Origin of the sequence: Planosporangium thailandense (assembly GCF_011947195.1) — a bacterium.
Lineage (GTDB): Bacteria > Actinomycetota > Actinomycetes > Mycobacteriales > Micromonosporaceae > Planosporangium > Planosporangium thailandense.
On the sequence record NZ_JAATVY010000005.1, the window covers coordinates 229,339 to 244,230 of the forward strand.

Genomic DNA, 14,892 nt, shown 5'->3' on the forward strand with positions numbered 1-14,892 from the left:
GACAAATGGCTATCTGGCTCACCAAGGACTCCAAGGTCATCGTTCAGGGGATGACCGGCTCCGAGGGCTCCAAGCACACCCGGCGCATGCTCGCCGCGGGTACCGACATCGTCGGCGGCACCAACCCGAAGAAGGCCGGCACGCAGGTCGACTTCGACGGCACCAAAGTGCCGGTGTTCGCCACCGTCGCCGAGGCGATGGCCGAGACCGGCGCGGACGTGTCGGTGGTCTTCGTGCCGCCGGCCGGCACCAAGGCCGCGGCGATCGAGGCGATCGACGCCGGCATCGGGCTCCTCGTCGTCATCACCGAGGGCGTCCCGGTGCACGACACCGCCGCCGTCTGGGCGCACGCCTGCGCGACCGGCAACCGGACCCGGATCATCGGGCCGAACTGCCCGGGCATCATCAGCCCCGGCAAGTCCAACGCCGGCATCATCCCGGCCGACATCACCGGCCCCGGCCGCATCGGCCTGGTCAGCAAGTCCGGCACGCTGACCTACCAGATGATGTACGAGCTGCGTGACTTCGGCTTCTCCACCGGCGTGGGCATCGGCGGCGACCCCGTCATCGGCACCACGCACATCGACGCGCTCGCGGCCTTCGAGGAGGACCCGGAGACCGAGGCGATCGTGATGATCGGCGAGATCGGCGGCGACGCCGAGGAGCGGGCCGCGGAGTTCATCAAGGCCAACGTCACCAAGCCGGTCGTCGGCTACATCGCCGGCTTCACCGCCCCGCCCGGCAAGACCATGGGGCACGCCGGCGCGATCATCTCCGGCTCGTCGGGTACGGCCGACGCGAAGAAGGCGGCCCTGGAGGCGGCCGGCGTGCGCGTGGGCAAGACCCCCAGCGAGACCGCGCGCCTCATGCGTGAGGTGATGAGCAAGCGCTGACGCGCTTTCTCGTAAACCCAACAAGTGTCGAGCGGCCGGTCGGATGACCGGCCGCTCACATTTTTGGAAGAGTGGACCTCGATGTCTGCCACAACCCCCGACGAAGTGCCCACCGCGCCCACCGACCCCCCGGCCGCCACGCCAGCCCCTGCCCCGTCGCCGGAGCACGCCGCGGATCCGGTCGTGTCGCGCGACGCGACCACGGACGGTCCCGCCCCGCGCGAGGCCCCCGCCGGCTCCGCGCCACGGGCCGCGGCCACACGTCCCCGTCCGGTCCGCCGCGCCCCGCTGGCGCTGGCCGCCACGGTCACGACCGGGTGGGCGGCGATCGTGTCCCTCGGCCCCGTACTCGTGGTCGTCTTCCTGGCCCAGCTCGCGTCCGGCGCGCACGCCCCGTTCGGTCGCGTGCTCCGGATCGGGCTGGCCGGCTGGCTGTTCGCCCACGGCGTCGAACTGCACACCGCCATCGGGCCGCTCGGCCTCGCGCCGCTCGCGTTGACGGTGCTGGCCGGCTGGCGGGTCGCGCGGGCGGGGGTGCACACCACCCGGGCCATCGGCGGCCGCCGTCGCGGGTCACCCTCGGTGGCGCTGACCGTCGCGGCGGCGGTGGGGGTCGTGTACGGGCTCCTCGGCGCCGGGCTGGCCGCACTCGTGACGATGCCGGGGCTGACCGTGCCGGCGTCGTCGGCCGGGTTGACGCTGGCCGTCTTCGGGTTCGTCACCGCGCTGGTCGGCGCCGCAGCCGAGAGCGGCGCGTACGCGCGGCTCTTGCGCCGGTGCCCGGCGGCGGTACGCGACGCGACCCGTACCGGCGTCATCGCCGCCCTGCTGGTGCTCGGTGCGGGCGCGGCGGCGGTCGGCACGTCGCTGGCGCTGTCCGGCGGCGCCGCCAGCAAGGTCCTTTCGGCGTACGACACCGGTGTGGCGGGGCAGATCGGGCTGACCCTGCTCTGCGTCGCGTACGCGCCCAACCTGGCCGTCTGGGCCGCCAGTTACCTGATCGGGCCCGGATTCGCCCTGGGGACCGGCACCGTGGTGAGCGCGGGCCGGGTGTCGCTGGGTACCGTGCCCGCATTGCCGGTGCTCGCCGCGGTGCCGACCAGGCCGCAGTCCGGTTGGGCGGGGCTGCTGCTCGCCGTGCCGCTGGCCGCCGGTATGGCGGCGGGCTGGCTGCTGACCCGCCGGCGGCTACGCGGGGCGGCGGCGGGGACGGGCGAGGCTCCGCTCGCCGCCGACGGGGCCACGGGCTCGCCGGTCGGGTGGGGGCAACTGCTCGTCGCGGCGGTGCTCGCCGGGCCGGTCGCCGGGCTCGCGCTGGCGTTCGCCGCGTGGGCGTCGGCCGGGTCGCTGGGCGGTGGCCACCTGGCGCACATCGGCCCCGGCGTGTGGCCGATGGCCGGCATCGCGGCCGGGCTCGTGGCGTTCGGCGCGGTGGTCGCGGCAGCGGCGACGAAGGCTCTCATCGGGACGCGCCGCAAGGACGCCTGATACGCCGATGGGACGCCTGCGAACAGGCGTCCCATCCAGGTTGTCGTGGTGTGTCTACTTGTTGCTCAATCCCGACAGGGCACCCGAGACGACACCGATGACGTTCAAGACCAGGAACACCGCGGCCAGGGCGAACCCTACGTAGGCGAGGGTCGGCTGCTTGCCCGCCTTCTTGGCCTCCAGCAGGGACAGGACGGCGAAGACGACGCCCAGTGGCAGACAGCAGATGGAGAAGATGATGCCGAGAACACCCCACAGAGTGGTCTTGTCGTTGCCGGCAGGCTGCGGCGTGGGCGGCATGGGCGCCATCGGGGGCATCGGGGGAATGTCGCTCAAGGTGTCCTCCAGGATCAATCACGCGGCTCCGGGCGCGGCGTGAACCGCATGATCGTCGCCGGTGGCCGGGCTCCGGTCAAGCACACACGCCTGACCGGAGCCTCTTGTGGACGCCTCGGTTTGTGGACGCCTCGGTCAGGGCGCGGTCGGGAAACTGAAGTTGTTGAGGCGAAGCACGAAGACGAGGATGATCGAAACGATCGCGAGGACCGCGCCGATCGCGCCGCAGATGACGCCGGCGAGGGCCTGCCCTCGGTTACTCGCCTGTCCCGCCTCCGCCTTCTTCATGCCGAGCCTGCCGAGCACGACCGCGGCGATGCCCAGGCCGAGCCCGACGATCGAGCAGCAGAGGGCGCCCGGTAGCGCCACGATGCCGAAGATCATGGCGAGCAGGCCCTGCGTGTTGTTCTGCTGCGGCGTCCCCGTCGGCGCTCCGTAGCCGGCGATCGGGTACGGCGTCGCGCTCGGGTAGCCGGGGCCGGAGGTCGGGTACGGCTCGCCCGAGGCCGGTGGCGGGTACGGGGCCTGGTACTGCGGCGGCTGTTCGGGCTGCTGCCCCGTCGGCGCCGCGGTCGGGTCGGCGGGCGGTTGCTGTGGCTGCTGTGGTTGATATTGCGGTTGGGCGTACGGGTCCGTGTACGGCGGTTGCTGTCCGTACGGGTCCTGGCCGGATCCGGGGTAGCCAGGCTGCATGGTGGTCGGCTCCTAGTGTTGACGTCGGTGTCCCGTCTGAGGACGTGCCCTGAGGGTACTAAGGGCATGCCCACGGGCCCGTCAGTTTTCCAGCGGTGGCCCGCCACTCCCGGCTGGCGCCGATGGGCAGGAACGATCGGCAGCGTACTGGCAGAGGGTGCGCTCGCGCAGTACCCGAGGGCGGGCGGTGGCGGATCGTCCGGCCGCGGGCCGCTGGCCGGAGTCGATGCGGCGCCCGTTAGGGTAGGCCCGCCGGGAGAACGATTCCGCGAAGAAATGGGAGCAGTTGTGACCGGACAGCCCGCCCCGCGCCGGGTGGCTCGCCTGCTCGTCCTCATCTCCGGCTCGGGTACCAACCTGCAGGCCCTCCTGGACGCCTGCGCCGACCCCGGTTACGGCGCGGAGGTGGTGGCGGTCGGCGCGGACCGGCCCGACGCCACCGGCCTGCGCCGCGCCGCGGATCGCGGCATCCCGACCTTCGTCTGCCGGGTGGGCGACTTCGCCACCCGCGAGGAGTGGGACGCCGCCCTCACCGAGGCCTGCGTCCGGCACAGCCCGGATCTCGTCGTCTCCGCCGGTTTCCTGAAGCTGGTCGGGCCGCAGTTCCTGGCCGCGTTCGGCGGCCGGTACATCAACACCCACAACGCCCTGCTCCCGGCGTTTCCCGGCATCCACGGGCCGCGTGACGCGCTCGCGTACGGCGTGAAGGTCGCGGGTGCCACGCTCCACTTCGTCGACGGCGGCGTCGACACCGGGCCCATCATCGCCCAGGTGGCCGTGCCCGTTCTCGACGACGACAGCGAGGACTCTCTCACCGAGCGGATTAAAGAGGCCGAGCGGCGGCAGTTGGTGTCGTACGTGGGTCGCATGGTCCGTGAGGGCTGGACCGTCAACGGAAGAAAGGTCACGATCCCGTGAGCGAGCAACGCCGCCCGATCCGCCGGGCCCTGGTCAGCGTGTACGACAAGGCCGGCCTCGAGGAGCTGGCCCGAGCGCTCGCCGGCGCGGGCGTCGAGATCGTCTCGACCGGGTCGACGGCCGCCCGGATCGAGGCCGCCGGGGCGCCGGTGACCCGGGTCGAGGAGCTGACCGGCTTCCCGGAGTGCCTCGACGGGCGGGTGAAGACGCTGCACCCGCGCGTGCACGCCGGCCTGCTGGCCGACCTGCGGCTGCCCGCGCACGTCGCGCAGCTCGCCGAGCTGGGGATCGAGCCGTTCGACCTGTTGGTCAGCAACCTGTACCCGTTCCGCGAGACGGTGGCCTCGGGGGCGTCCGTCGACGAGTGCGTCGAGCAGATCGACATCGGCGGCCCGGCGATGGTGCGGGCGGCCGCGAAGAACTACGCGAGCGTCGCGGTGGTGACCACGCCGCTGGCGTACCCGGCGATCCTCGAGGCGCTCGGAGCCGGCGGCTTCACGCTCGAACAGCGGCAGCGGCTGGCGGCCCGGGCGTTCGCCGACATCGCCGAGTACGACGTGGCGGTGGCGGAGTGGACGGCGGCGACCCTCGCTCCGGCCGAGGGTGGCTGGCCGGAGTTCGCCGGGCACGCGCTGCGCCGTTCGACGGTGCTGCGGTACGGCGAGAACCCGCACCAGCCGGCGGCCCTCTACGGCGACCCGGACGCGCCGGCCGGGCTGGCCCAGGCCGAGCAGCTGCACGGCAAGGAGATGTCGTACAACAACTACGTGGACGCCGACGCCGCCTGGCGCTCCGCGCACGACTTCACCGAGCCCTGCGTGGCCATCATCAAGCACGCCAACCCCTGCGGGATCGCGGTCGGCGCCGACGTCGCGGAGGCCCACCGCAAGGCGCACGCCTGCGACCCGGTCTCGGCGTTCGGCGGCGTGATAGCCACCAACGTCCCGGTCAGCGTGGCCATGGCCGAGCAGCTCGCCGACATTTTCACCGAGGTGATCGTCGCGCCGGCGTACGAGGCCGAGGCGCTGGAGGTGCTCACCCGCAAGAAGAACCTGCGGATCCTGCGCGCGCCCGAGTGGAGCCCGGCGCCGGTCGAGTTCCGGCAGGTCTCCGGTGGCGTCCTGGTCCAGGCCCCGGACCGCATCGACGCGGCCGGCGACGACCCGTCGACCTGGCGCCTGGTCTCCGGCGAGGCGGCCGACTCCGCGACCATGGCCGATCTCGTGTTCGCCTGGCGGGCGGTGCGGTCGGTGAAGTCGAACGCGATCCTGCTCGCCGCCGACCGGGCGTCGGTCGGGGTCGGCATGGGCCAGGTCAACCGGGTCGACTCGTGCCGTCTGGCGGTGTCGCGGGCGGGGGAGCGGGCGGCTGGTTCGGTGGCGGCGAGCGACGCGTTCTTCCCGTTCGCCGATGGACCGCAGATCCTCATCGACGCCGGCGTCCGGGCGATCGTGCAGCCGGGCGGGTCGGTCCGGGACGAGGAGACCGTCGCGGCGGCCAAGGCGGCCGGCGTGACGATGTACCTGACCGGCACCCGCCACTTCTACCACTAGCGCTTCCGCGCGATCTTGGACACCTGGCGGGCCTATAACCCCGCCAGGTGTCCAAGATCGCCGAAGAGTGTCGGTCGGCACCACCCGACGACCCGGGGCGGCCGTCGATCGGGGCCCGAGTTATGGTGCTGGACGCGTCGGGATAACCCGTTCTCACCGGGGAGAGCTGAGGATTCATGGGCAAGAAGGTCACCGTCGTCGGAGCCGGCTTCTACGGCTCGACGACCGCACTGCGCCTGGCTGAGTACGACATCTTCGAGACGGTCGTGCTCACCGACATCGTTGAAGGCAAGCCCGAGGGCCTGGCGCTGGACATGGGCCAGTCCCGACCGATCGAGGGCTTCGAAACCAAGATCGTGGGCCAGACCACCGGGCCGAACGGCGAGGGCTACGAGGCCATCGCGGGCTCGGACGTCGTCGTCATCACGGCGGGTCTGCCCCGCAAGCCCGGCATGAGCCGGATGGACCTGCTCGAGGTCAACGGGAAGATCGTCCGCCAGGTCGCGGAGAACGTCGCCAAGCACGCGCCGAACGCTGTGGTCATCGTCGTGAGCAACCCGCTCGACGAGATGACCGCGCTCGCGCAGCTCGCGACCGGATTCCCGAAGGAGCGGGTGATCGGCCAGGCCGGCATCCTCGACAGCGCCCGCTTCACGACGTTCGTCGCCGACACCCTCAACGTGCCGGTGCGCAGCGTCAAGACGCTCACCCTCGGCTCGCACGGCGACACGATGGTGCCGGTGCCGTCGCAGTCGACGGTCGACGGCAAGCCGCTGTCCGAGGTGCTGCCGGCTGACAAGATCGACGAGCTGGTGACGCGTACGCGTAACGGCGGCGCCGAGGTCGTCAACCTCCTGAAGACCGGCTCGGCCTACTACGCCCCGTCGGCCGCCGCCGCCCGCATGGCGAAGGCCGTGGCGGAGGACACCGGCGCGGTCATGCCGGTCTGCGCGTGGGTCGACGGCGAGTACGGCATCTCGGGCGTGTACCTGGGCGTCCAGGCCGAGATCGGCGCCGGCGGCATCAAGCGGGTCGTCGAGACGCCGCTCACCGACGGCGAACTGGCCGCGCTGAAGGAGGCCGCCGAGGCCGTGCGCGCGAAGCAGGCGGACGTCGCCAACCTGTAAGCGAGATCGTCACGGTGGCCCCGGGTGTCTGGTGACGCTCGGGGCCACCTGCCTTTGTGAGATGGAACCCGTCGGGGCGCCGACGTCCCCGGCATCCAGTACGCTCGTACTGTTAACTTCCGGAGAGGAGCGCCCTGCCGATGGCGAAGATCAAGGTTGAGAACCCGGTTGTCGAGCTCGACGGCGACGAGATGACCCGGATCATCTGGAAGCAGATCCGCGACCAGCTGATCCTGCCCTACCTCGACGTCAACCTTGAGTACTACGACCTGTCGATCCAGTACCGCGACCAGACCGACGACCAGGTCACGGTGGACGCCGCCAACGCGATCAAGCGGCACGGCGTCGGCGTCAAGTGCGCCACCATCACGCCGGACGAGGCGCGCGTGGAGGAGTTCGGCCTCAAGAAGATGTGGAAGTCGCCGAACGGCACGATCCGCAACATCCTCGGCGGCGTGGTGTTCCGCGAGCCGATCATCATGTCCAACGTGCCGCGGCTCGTGCCCGGCTGGACCAAGCCGATCGTCATCGGCCGGCACGCCCACGGCGACCAGTACAAGGCGACCGACTTCGTGGCGCCCGGCCCCGGGACAATGACCGTCACCTTCACCCCGGACGACGGCAGCGCCCCGATGGAGTTCGAGGTCGCCAAGTTCCCCGGCGGCGGCGTCGGCCTGGCGATGTACAACTTCGACGACTCGATCCGCGACTTCGCGCGGGCGTCGTTCCGGTACGGCCTGGCCCGCAAGTACCCGGTCTACCTGTCGACGAAGAACACCATCCTCAAGGCGTACGACGGCCGCTTCAAGGACCTGTTCGCTGAGGTGTTCGAGACCGAGTTCGCCGACGAGTTCAAGGCGGCCGGCATCACGTACGAGCACCGGCTGATCGACGACATGGTCGCCGCCGCCCTGAAGTGGGAGGGCGGCTTCGTCTGGGCCGCCAAGAACTACGACGGTGACGTGCAGTCCGACACGGTCGCCCAGGGCTTCGGCTCGCTGGGCCTGATGACCTCGGTCCTCATGACCCCCGACGGCCGCACCGTCGAGGCCGAGGCGGCGCACGGCACGGTCACCCGGCACTACCGGCAGTGGCAGAAGGGCGAGAAGACCTCGACCAACCCGATCGCGTCGATCTTCGCCTGGACCCGGGGCCTCGCGCACCGGGGCAAGCTCGACGGCACGCCGGCGGTCACCGAGTTCGCCGAGAAGCTCGAGCAGGTCTGCGTCGAGACCGTCGAGGGCGGCCAGATGACCAAGGACCTGGCGCTGCTGATCTCGAAGGACTCGCCGTGGCTGACCACCGACGAGTTCATGAACGCGCTCGACGAGAACCTGGCGCGCAAGCTCAACGCCTGAACCGCGCGGCGGCCGGCCGGTCCGCTGGAGACTCGGACGATCCGGGTCCCGGCGGATCGGCCGACCCCGTTCGGGGGAAAGGCGCGTCACCCGGCGCCGAGCCGGATCGTTGAAACCAACGTGGACGCGATGTGAATCGCGGCCCAGCGGGCAACTCGGGCAGGTCCCCACCGCAGCGCGAGCAACGGTGTGTCCGGGTTTTCGTCCGTACTGGTGATTGCCTGCCGTCCCTTCCCAGTCGGGGCCCGGTCCAACCGGGCCCCGTCCCATGTCCGGCAGGAATCCGCGGGGCGGCGACCGCGCGTCGGCAGCGCGGCGGCCGTACAAAATGTCCGCGTACCAGTTGCCCCCGGTCCCTCGTTTGCGTAGTCGTGGCGTTCGATACACGGGCTGGGGGCGGGATGGAACAACGAGTCGTACTCGATGGCGTCGGCATCGACCGCCGTACCGAGGCCGAGATCGTCGCCCACGTACGCGAAAGCCTCTCCCGGTGCCGCGGCGGGCGGATCGTCGCTCCGACCGTCGACCTCCTGCGCCTCGCCCGTCGAGATCCGGACCTGCGCGCCCAGCTCGCCGACGCCGACCTGGTGGTCGCCGACAGCACGCCGCTGCTGTGGGCCTCCCGGCTGGCGCGCGCGCCGCTGCCGGAGCGGGTGGCCGGGCTGAGCCTGGCCAGGTCGCTCGCCGCCGCCCTGGCCGCCGACGGGCGGTCGCTGTACCTCTTCGGCGGCGCGCCGGCCTTCTTCGGCCGCATCGAGGGCTCGCACCGGGCCGCCCGGGCGCTCGTCCACGCGTACCCGGGGCTGCGCATCGCCGGCCACGCGAGCCCCCGGGAGGGCTTCGACCGCGACCCGGCCACCCGCGACGCGTTCCACCGCGAGATCGTCGAGGCCCGCCCCGACGTGGTGTACGTCGGGCTCGGCGCGTCCACGTACGCGTGGCTGGCCGAGCGGCTACGCCACGACCTGCCCGGCGCCTGGCTGCTCGGCTGCGGCGCGGCGATCGACGCGCTCGCCGGCGACCACGTGCGGGTCCGGGAGCGGGTACGGCGACGGGGCCGGGAGTGGGCGCACCGGCTGGTGCGCGAGCCCAGCCAGCTGGCGGACCGGTACCTGTGCCACGACGGCCCGTACGCCCTCGGATTGCTCCTTCGTGCAGCGGTTCGCCGCAGATAACGAGTTGTGCGCAATCTTGGACAGTTGTGCCGCCTATAACCGGCATCAGCGTCCAGTATTGGCTCGAGGAGGCGGTGCGATGTACCAGGACGATGAGATGGCGGAAGTCGCGGCGCCCCGCGGGCGACGGACCGGCGTCCTCGCCGTCACCGCCGTAGTGGTCGTGGTGCTCGTCGCGGCCGGGATCTGGCTCGCGCTGCGTGGCGGCGGGCGGCCCGGTTCGCCGGCCGACGGCGGCACCGGCCAGGCCAACGCCGCGCCGGTCGCATCGGCGTCCGGCGCAGGCGCGCCGGGTGGCACCACCGAGCCGGGGGCGGGCACGTCAACAGCCGCCGACGGCGGCTCGACCGCCGCGCTGCCCCGCTGCCACACCGCCGACCTCGACGCGCACCTCGAGCCGTCGGCCGGTGGTGGCGCCGCCGGCTCGATCTACGTCGATCTCGGCCTGACCAACCACGCGGCACACCCCTGCGCGGTCTACGGGTACCCCGGCATGACGCTGGTGGATTCGGCCCACAAGTGGCTTCCCACCACGCTGCGCCGCGACCCGGGCGAGCCCACGCGGGTGACGCTCCAACCGGGGCAGACCGCCTGGGCGGTGGTGCACTACACCCACATCCCGGCAGACGACGAGGGTTCTCCCTGCGCGCCGGCGGCGGCCGGCCTCGCCGTGACCCCACCGGACGAGACGACCCAGCTCACGGTCGACAGCAAGCTCGACGACGTCTGCCAGCACGGCCAGATGTCGACCAGCCCACTGACGGCCACCCGCGGCACGCACTGACCACCCTCCCGGAAGGGGAGGATCAGGCCAGCCGCGGATCGATCCAGCCGTGGGCGCCCAGGTGCCGCAGCACCATGGCGACCGCCTCGCCGATCTTCACGCCCGTGGTGTCGATGACGAGGTCGGCGTCGGTCGGCGGCTCGTACGGGTCGTCGATGCCGGTCATCCCGGTGATCTCACCGGCCCGCGCCTTCGCGTACAGGCCCTTGCGGTCGCGCCGCTCGCACTCCTCGAGCGGGGTCGCGACGTGAACCAGCACGAAGTCGGCCCCCGCCTCGGTGGCGAACCGCCGCGCCGCCGTGCGGGACACCGCGTACGGGGCGATCGGGCAGCACAGGGCGACCCCGCCGTGCCGGCCGACCTCGGCGGCGACCCAGCCGATGCGCCGGACGTTGGTGTCGCGGTCGGCGGCGGAGAAGCCCAGGCCCTTGGACAGGTGCCGGCGTACGACGTCGCCGTCGAGCAGCGTGACCGTACGCTCGCCGGTCTCCTTGAGAGCGTCGGCCACCCCGCGGGCGATCGTCGACTTCCCCGAGCCGGACAGGCCCGTGAAGAACACGACCAGGCCGCGGTGGCGGCGCGACGGCCGGGCCCGGGCGAGCTCCTTGGCGACGGCCGGCGGGGTGTGCCACTCCGGCAGCGCCGCGCCCCGGTCGAGCAGATCGTCGATCTCGGTCTTGGTCAGCGCCAGCCGCCGGTGACGCGGCGGGATGTCGTCGCGGGTGCGCCACTGCCCGTCGCGGGTGTCGTAGGCCAGCTCGCGCGGCACCAGGACGCGCAGGCCGCCCGAAATCATCGACGTGCCGGTGGCGAGCAGGTGGGTGACCCCGTACGCGGCTGCCACCCGCGCGCGCAGCAGCGCGTCGCGGACCTCGTCGCCGTGCGGGACCAGCGGAACGGTGACGAACGTGACCGGCGGCATCCGGTCCCGCGCGGCCAGGACACAGCGCACCAGCGCCTCGGGCGCGAGCCCGTCCGGTCCGGGCGCCGCGACCGGGATCAGGACCAGCAGGTGGCCGGCCAGGGTACGGGCGGCGTGCGCGATCTGGGCGAGCTGGGGGCGGTGCAGGGGCCGGTCGACGATGACCCCGAGCACCCGGCCGGACGGGACCAGCTCGCGGACCTCGGCCGGGGTGCGGCGCAGCCGGCGGAAGGGGCCCTGCCCGGTGTCGCCGATCCGGCGCACCACGCCGGCGACGCCGCCCATGCCGTCCCGGGTGGGCCACACCTCGGTCACGTCGACGGCGGCGACCGGAGCGCCTTCGGTGTCGGTGAGCACCAGCACGCGCTCCAGCGGGTTCGCCACGTCGATGCGGCTCAGGAGGTCGGTCGGGACCTCCAGGGTGACCGGCACCGGCCACGCGGTGCCGTCGACGAGCCGGCCGGTGCGGGCGACGCTGATCAGGTCGGCCCGGCTCAGGAAGCCGGTCAGCGGCGCGTACACCTCGGTGAGCAGCAGCTCCAGGTCGGCTAGCTCGTGCATGCGCGGCGTGTACGCCGGAGCGTCACGCAGCACTCCGTCGGGCAGCACCCACCCGTTGTTCATGTCACCTCTCACGCCGTACGCCCCCGCTGGCCTCGCCACAGTCTGTCAGCACCTGGCGTCCCTGGTCGAGGGAATCGGCCAGGGACGGAGGCGTCCAGTACACCACGCGCCGGCTGTGCCCGGTTTTGTCGCTGCCGATTCGTGTCTCCGGCAGCGGGCCGGGCGCTCCGGGTCAGACCAGCGGGGCCGGCCTCACCCCGTGTTACGCATGCCGGCCGCGATGCCGTTGATCGTGGTCAGCAGCGCCCGCTGCAGCGCCGGGTCGGCCGGCTCCCGCTGCGCGGTGGCGGCCCGGTGCCGGGCCAGCAGCGACACCTGCAGGTGGTGCAGCGGCTGCAGGTACGTGTCGCGGACGCCGAGCGTACGGGCCAGCACCGGCTGCTTCTCCAGCAGTTCCGACTCGCCGGTGACCGCGAGCACCTCGGCGACGGTCCGGTCGTACTCCTCCCGGATCTGCTCGAAGATCGGCCGCAGTTGCTCCGGGACCAGCGAGTCGACGTACCGGGACGCGATGTCCAGATCGGTCTTGGCGAGCGTCATCTCGACGTTGGACAGGAACGTCCGGAAGAAGTGCCACCGCTCGTGCATCTCGCTCAGCACATCGGACAGCCCCGCGGCCCGGGCGGCGGCGAGGCCCGACCCGACGCCGAACCAGCCGGGCACGATCTGGCGCGACTGGGTCCAGCCGAAGACCCACGGGATCGCCCGCAGACCTTCCAGGCCGGCACCGGTGTTCGGGCGCTTCGACGGCCGGGAGCCGATGTTGAGCGCGCCCAGCAGTTCGGTCGGCGTGGACGCCCAGAAGTACGCCGGCAGGTCGGGCTGCTCCACCAGGCCCCGGTAGGCCTGGAAGGCGGCGTCCGACACCAGGGTCATCGTCGAGTCCCAGCGGGCGAGCTCCTCGGCGGGCTGACGGGGCGCGGTGTGCAGCAGGGCGCTCTGGAGCACCGCCGCGAGCGTCAGCTCGAGGTTTTCGCGGGCCAGCGCCGGCAGCGTGTACTTGTCGGAGATGACCTCACCCTGCTCGGTGACCTTGATCGCGCCGTCGAGGGTGCCGTACGGCTGGGCCAGGATCGCCTCGTGGGTGGGGCCGCCGCCGCGCCCGACCGTGCCGCCCCGGCCGTGGAACAGCCGCAGGCGTACCCCGTGCTTGGCCGCGACGTCGCGCAGCGCGCGCTGGGCGCGGTGGATCGACCACTGCGAGGTGGTGATCCCGGCCTCCTTGTTGGAGTCCGAGTAGCCGAGCATGACCTCCTGCACGTCGCCCCGGGCGCGGACCACCGAACGGTACGTGGGCAGCGACAGCAGCGCGTCCAGCAGCGGACCGGCGGCGTCCAGCTCCTCGGTGGTCTCCAGCAGCGGCACGAACCCCAGCCGCGCCCGCACCGGGTCCGCGCTCAGGTCGACCAGCCCGACCTCACGGGCGAGCACGACCGGGGCGAGCAGGTCGTCGATGCCGCGGGTCATGGAGACGATGTACGACTCGATGACGCCCGGCCCGAACCGGTCCTGAGCCTCCCGGATCGTGGTGAACACGTCGTACGTCTTGCGGGCGGCGTCGGACAGCGGCGTGTCGGGCAGCGACAGCGGCCGCCGCGAGGCCAGCTCGCTGACCAGCAGCGCGGTCCGCTCACCGCGGTCCAGTGAGCCGTACTCGACCTCACCGACCCGCGCGTACAGTTCGGCGAGCACCGCGTGGTGGGCGTCGGCGTGCTCGCGTACGTCGAGCGTCGCGAGCTGCAGCCCGAACGCCGAGATCGCCCGGATCGCCGAGGCGAGGTGGCCCGCCGCCGCGAGCTGGCCGCCGTTGCGGGCCAGCGACGCCCGCATCAGCTCCAGGTCGGTGATCAGCTCATCGGTGCCGAGGTAGTCCCGGCCGGGCACGTGTGATGTCCCGGCAGTGAGCCGGGCGCGCGTGTTTGCCAGCTTGAGCCGGATGCAGCGCAGCTTGAGCCGGTAGGGCTCCTCGGCGTTGACCCGCCGGAACCGGGCCGGCAGCTCGGGCAGCGCGTCGAGGTCGGCCGCCAGGCTGGCCGCGAGGTCGAGCGAGGTGCCGCGCAGGCGCTTGGAGACCGACAGCGTGTCGATCAGGTTGTCGATGACGCGTTCGGCGGCGCGAATGCCGTACTCGTGCTGGATCAGCAGCACCTCGCGGGTGACGGCGGGCGTGACGTAAGGGTTGCCGTCGCGGTCGCCGCCGATCCACGACCCGAACGTCAGCGGCCGGGCCGCCGGGGGGAGCTTCACTCCGAGGTCACGCAGGATCTCGGTCAGCTCGTCCAGTACGTGCGGAGCGGCGTCGCGGGCGAGGTCGGCCAGGTAGTAGACCGCGTTGCGGGCCTCGTCGGCCGGCTCCGGCCGCTCCAGCCGCAGCTCGTCGGTCTGCCACAGCATGTCGAGCAGTTCGGCCAGCCGCTGGTCGGTCCGGTGGACGAGGTTCGGGTCCCGCCACCCGTCGATCGCGGTCGCCGTGGCCTCGGCGTCCAGCGCGTCGGCGACCCCGCGCAGCTTGGTCAGGATCGACCGCCGGGCCGCTTCGGTCGGGTGCGCGGTGAACACGGGACGGACCGCCAGCCGCCCGGCAATGATCCCGATCTCGCGGGTGTCGACCCCGCGGTCGGCGATCAGCTTGGCGGCCCGGTCCAGCCAGCCGCCCTCGCGTACCCGGATCCGGCGCAGTTCGCGCGCCCGGTGCACCTGCTCGGTGACGTTGGCGAGGTGGAAGTACGTGGAGAAGGCGCGGGCCAGTTGGGTGCCGGTGGTCAGGTCCAAGCCGGCCAGCCGCTCGGCGGCGGCCTCGGGGTCGGAGCGCACCAGCGCCCGTACCTCTTCCACCAGGTCGAGCAGGTCCTGGCCGTCCTGGCGGACGAGGCTCTGGCCGAGCAGGGTGCCCAGCCGCCGGATGTCGGCGCGTAGCGCCGCGTCGGCTTCGTCGGTGTGGGGGGCTTCGCCACCGGCCGGGGGTGTCGTCTGGTCCTGGTCGAGCTCGATGCTCACGCTGGGTCCTTCGTCTCGGGGTAC

At 72.4% G+C, this 14,892-nt stretch carries 12 protein-coding genes; 8 read left to right on the forward strand and 4 right to left on the reverse strand.

The window, feature by feature from the left end:
- Positions 1–5 precede the first annotated feature (5 nt).
- Both sucD and HC031_RS10915 read left to right on the forward strand, forming a co-directional pair.
- Positions 6–893, forward strand: coding sequence for a succinate--CoA ligase subunit alpha (sucD, locus tag HC031_RS10910; protein WP_167925103.1), 888 nt, complete (start codon positions 6–8; stop codon positions 891–893).
- A gap of 81 nt (positions 894–974) precedes the next feature.
- Positions 975–2,381: a cell division protein PerM gene (locus HC031_RS10915; protein ID WP_167925104.1), complete on the forward strand. Its 1,407-nt coding sequence runs from the start codon at positions 975–977 to the stop codon at positions 2,379–2,381.
- A gap of 54 nt (positions 2,382–2,435) precedes the next feature.
- Here the strand turns inward: HC031_RS10915 and HC031_RS10920 are convergent, their stop codons facing one another.
- A complete protein-coding gene (locus tag HC031_RS10920; protein WP_240942342.1) occupies positions 2,436–2,717 on the reverse strand; it encodes a DUF4190 domain-containing protein in 282 nt (93 codons plus the stop codon).
- 135 nt (positions 2,718–2,852) lie between these two features.
- A complete protein-coding gene (locus tag HC031_RS10925) occupies positions 2,853–3,410 on the reverse strand; it encodes a DUF4190 domain-containing protein (protein ID WP_167925105.1) in 558 nt (185 codons plus the stop codon).
- A 288-nt stretch (positions 3,411–3,698) separates the two neighbouring features.
- Here HC031_RS10925 and purN point away from each other — a divergent pair, with 288 nt between their 5' ends.
- The 6 genes from purN to HC031_RS10955 all read left to right on the forward strand — a co-directional run bounded on the left by purN (position 3,699) and on the right by HC031_RS10955 (position 10,325).
- Positions 3,699–4,328 (forward strand): phosphoribosylglycinamide formyltransferase, encoded by a 630-nt coding sequence (gene purN / locus HC031_RS10930; protein ID WP_338090586.1) that lies wholly within the window; start codon positions 3,699–3,701, stop codon positions 4,326–4,328.
- Positions 4,325–5,881 (forward strand): bifunctional phosphoribosylaminoimidazolecarboxamide formyltransferase/IMP cyclohydrolase, encoded by a 1,557-nt coding sequence (purH, locus tag HC031_RS10935; protein WP_338090587.1) that lies wholly within the window; start codon positions 4,325–4,327, stop codon positions 5,879–5,881. Before purN ends, purH begins: the two co-directional genes overlap by 4 nt.
- A 176-nt stretch (positions 5,882–6,057) precedes the next feature.
- Positions 6,058–7,008: a malate dehydrogenase gene (mdh, locus tag HC031_RS10940; protein WP_167925107.1), complete on the forward strand. Its 951-nt coding sequence runs from the start codon at positions 6,058–6,060 to the stop codon at positions 7,006–7,008.
- A 140-nt stretch (positions 7,009–7,148) separates the two neighbouring features.
- Complete coding sequence (locus tag HC031_RS10945; protein WP_167925108.1) at positions 7,149–8,366, forward strand: NADP-dependent isocitrate dehydrogenase; 1,218 nt, start codon at positions 7,149–7,151, stop codon at positions 8,364–8,366.
- Positions 8,367–8,767: 401 nt separating this feature from the next.
- Entirely contained in the window at positions 8,768–9,541 is a 774-nt protein-coding gene (locus HC031_RS10950) for a WecB/TagA/CpsF family glycosyltransferase (protein WP_167925109.1), read from the forward strand.
- Between the two features lie 79 nt (positions 9,542–9,620).
- A complete protein-coding gene (locus tag HC031_RS10955; protein ID WP_167925110.1) occupies positions 9,621–10,325 on the forward strand; it encodes a DUF4232 domain-containing protein in 705 nt (234 codons plus the stop codon).
- A gap of 22 nt (positions 10,326–10,347) precedes the next feature.
- On the opposite strand, the gene cysC is transcribed toward HC031_RS10955, so the two are convergent.
- Positions 10,348–11,871, reverse strand: coding sequence for an adenylyl-sulfate kinase (gene cysC / locus HC031_RS10960; RefSeq protein WP_167925111.1), 1,524 nt, complete (start codon positions 11,869–11,871; stop codon positions 10,348–10,350).
- A gap of 192 nt (positions 11,872–12,063) precedes the next feature.
- Complete coding sequence (ppc, locus tag HC031_RS10965; protein ID WP_167925178.1) at positions 12,064–14,862, reverse strand: phosphoenolpyruvate carboxylase; 2,799 nt, start codon at positions 14,860–14,862, stop codon at positions 12,064–12,066.
- Between the last annotated feature and the right edge of the window lie 30 nt (positions 14,863–14,892).

What these genes read in the sequence shown, in the direction of transcription:
- HC031_RS10950 (WP_167925109.1), top strand. Translation starts at nt 8,768, where the DNA reads ATGGAACAACGAGTCGTACTCGATGGCGTCGGCATCGACCGCCGTACC.
- cysC (WP_167925111.1), bottom strand. Translation starts at nt 11,871, where the DNA reads ATGAACAACGGGTGGGTGCTGCCCGACGGAGTGCTGCGTGACGCTCCG.
- HC031_RS10915 (WP_167925104.1), top strand. Translation starts at nt 975, where the DNA reads ATGTCTGCCACAACCCCCGACGAAGTGCCCACCGCGCCCACCGACCCC.
- HC031_RS10925 (WP_167925105.1), bottom strand. Translation starts at nt 3,410, where the DNA reads ATGCAGCCTGGCTACCCCGGATCCGGCCAGGACCCGTACGGACAGCAA.
- HC031_RS10955 (WP_167925110.1), top strand. Translation starts at nt 9,621, where the DNA reads ATGTACCAGGACGATGAGATGGCGGAAGTCGCGGCGCCCCGCGGGCGA.
- HC031_RS10945 (WP_167925108.1), top strand. Translation starts at nt 7,149, where the DNA reads ATGGCGAAGATCAAGGTTGAGAACCCGGTTGTCGAGCTCGACGGCGAC.
- mdh (WP_167925107.1), top strand. Translation starts at nt 6,058, where the DNA reads ATGGGCAAGAAGGTCACCGTCGTCGGAGCCGGCTTCTACGGCTCGACG.
- sucD (WP_167925103.1), top strand. Translation starts at nt 6, where the DNA reads ATGGCTATCTGGCTCACCAAGGACTCCAAGGTCATCGTTCAGGGGATG.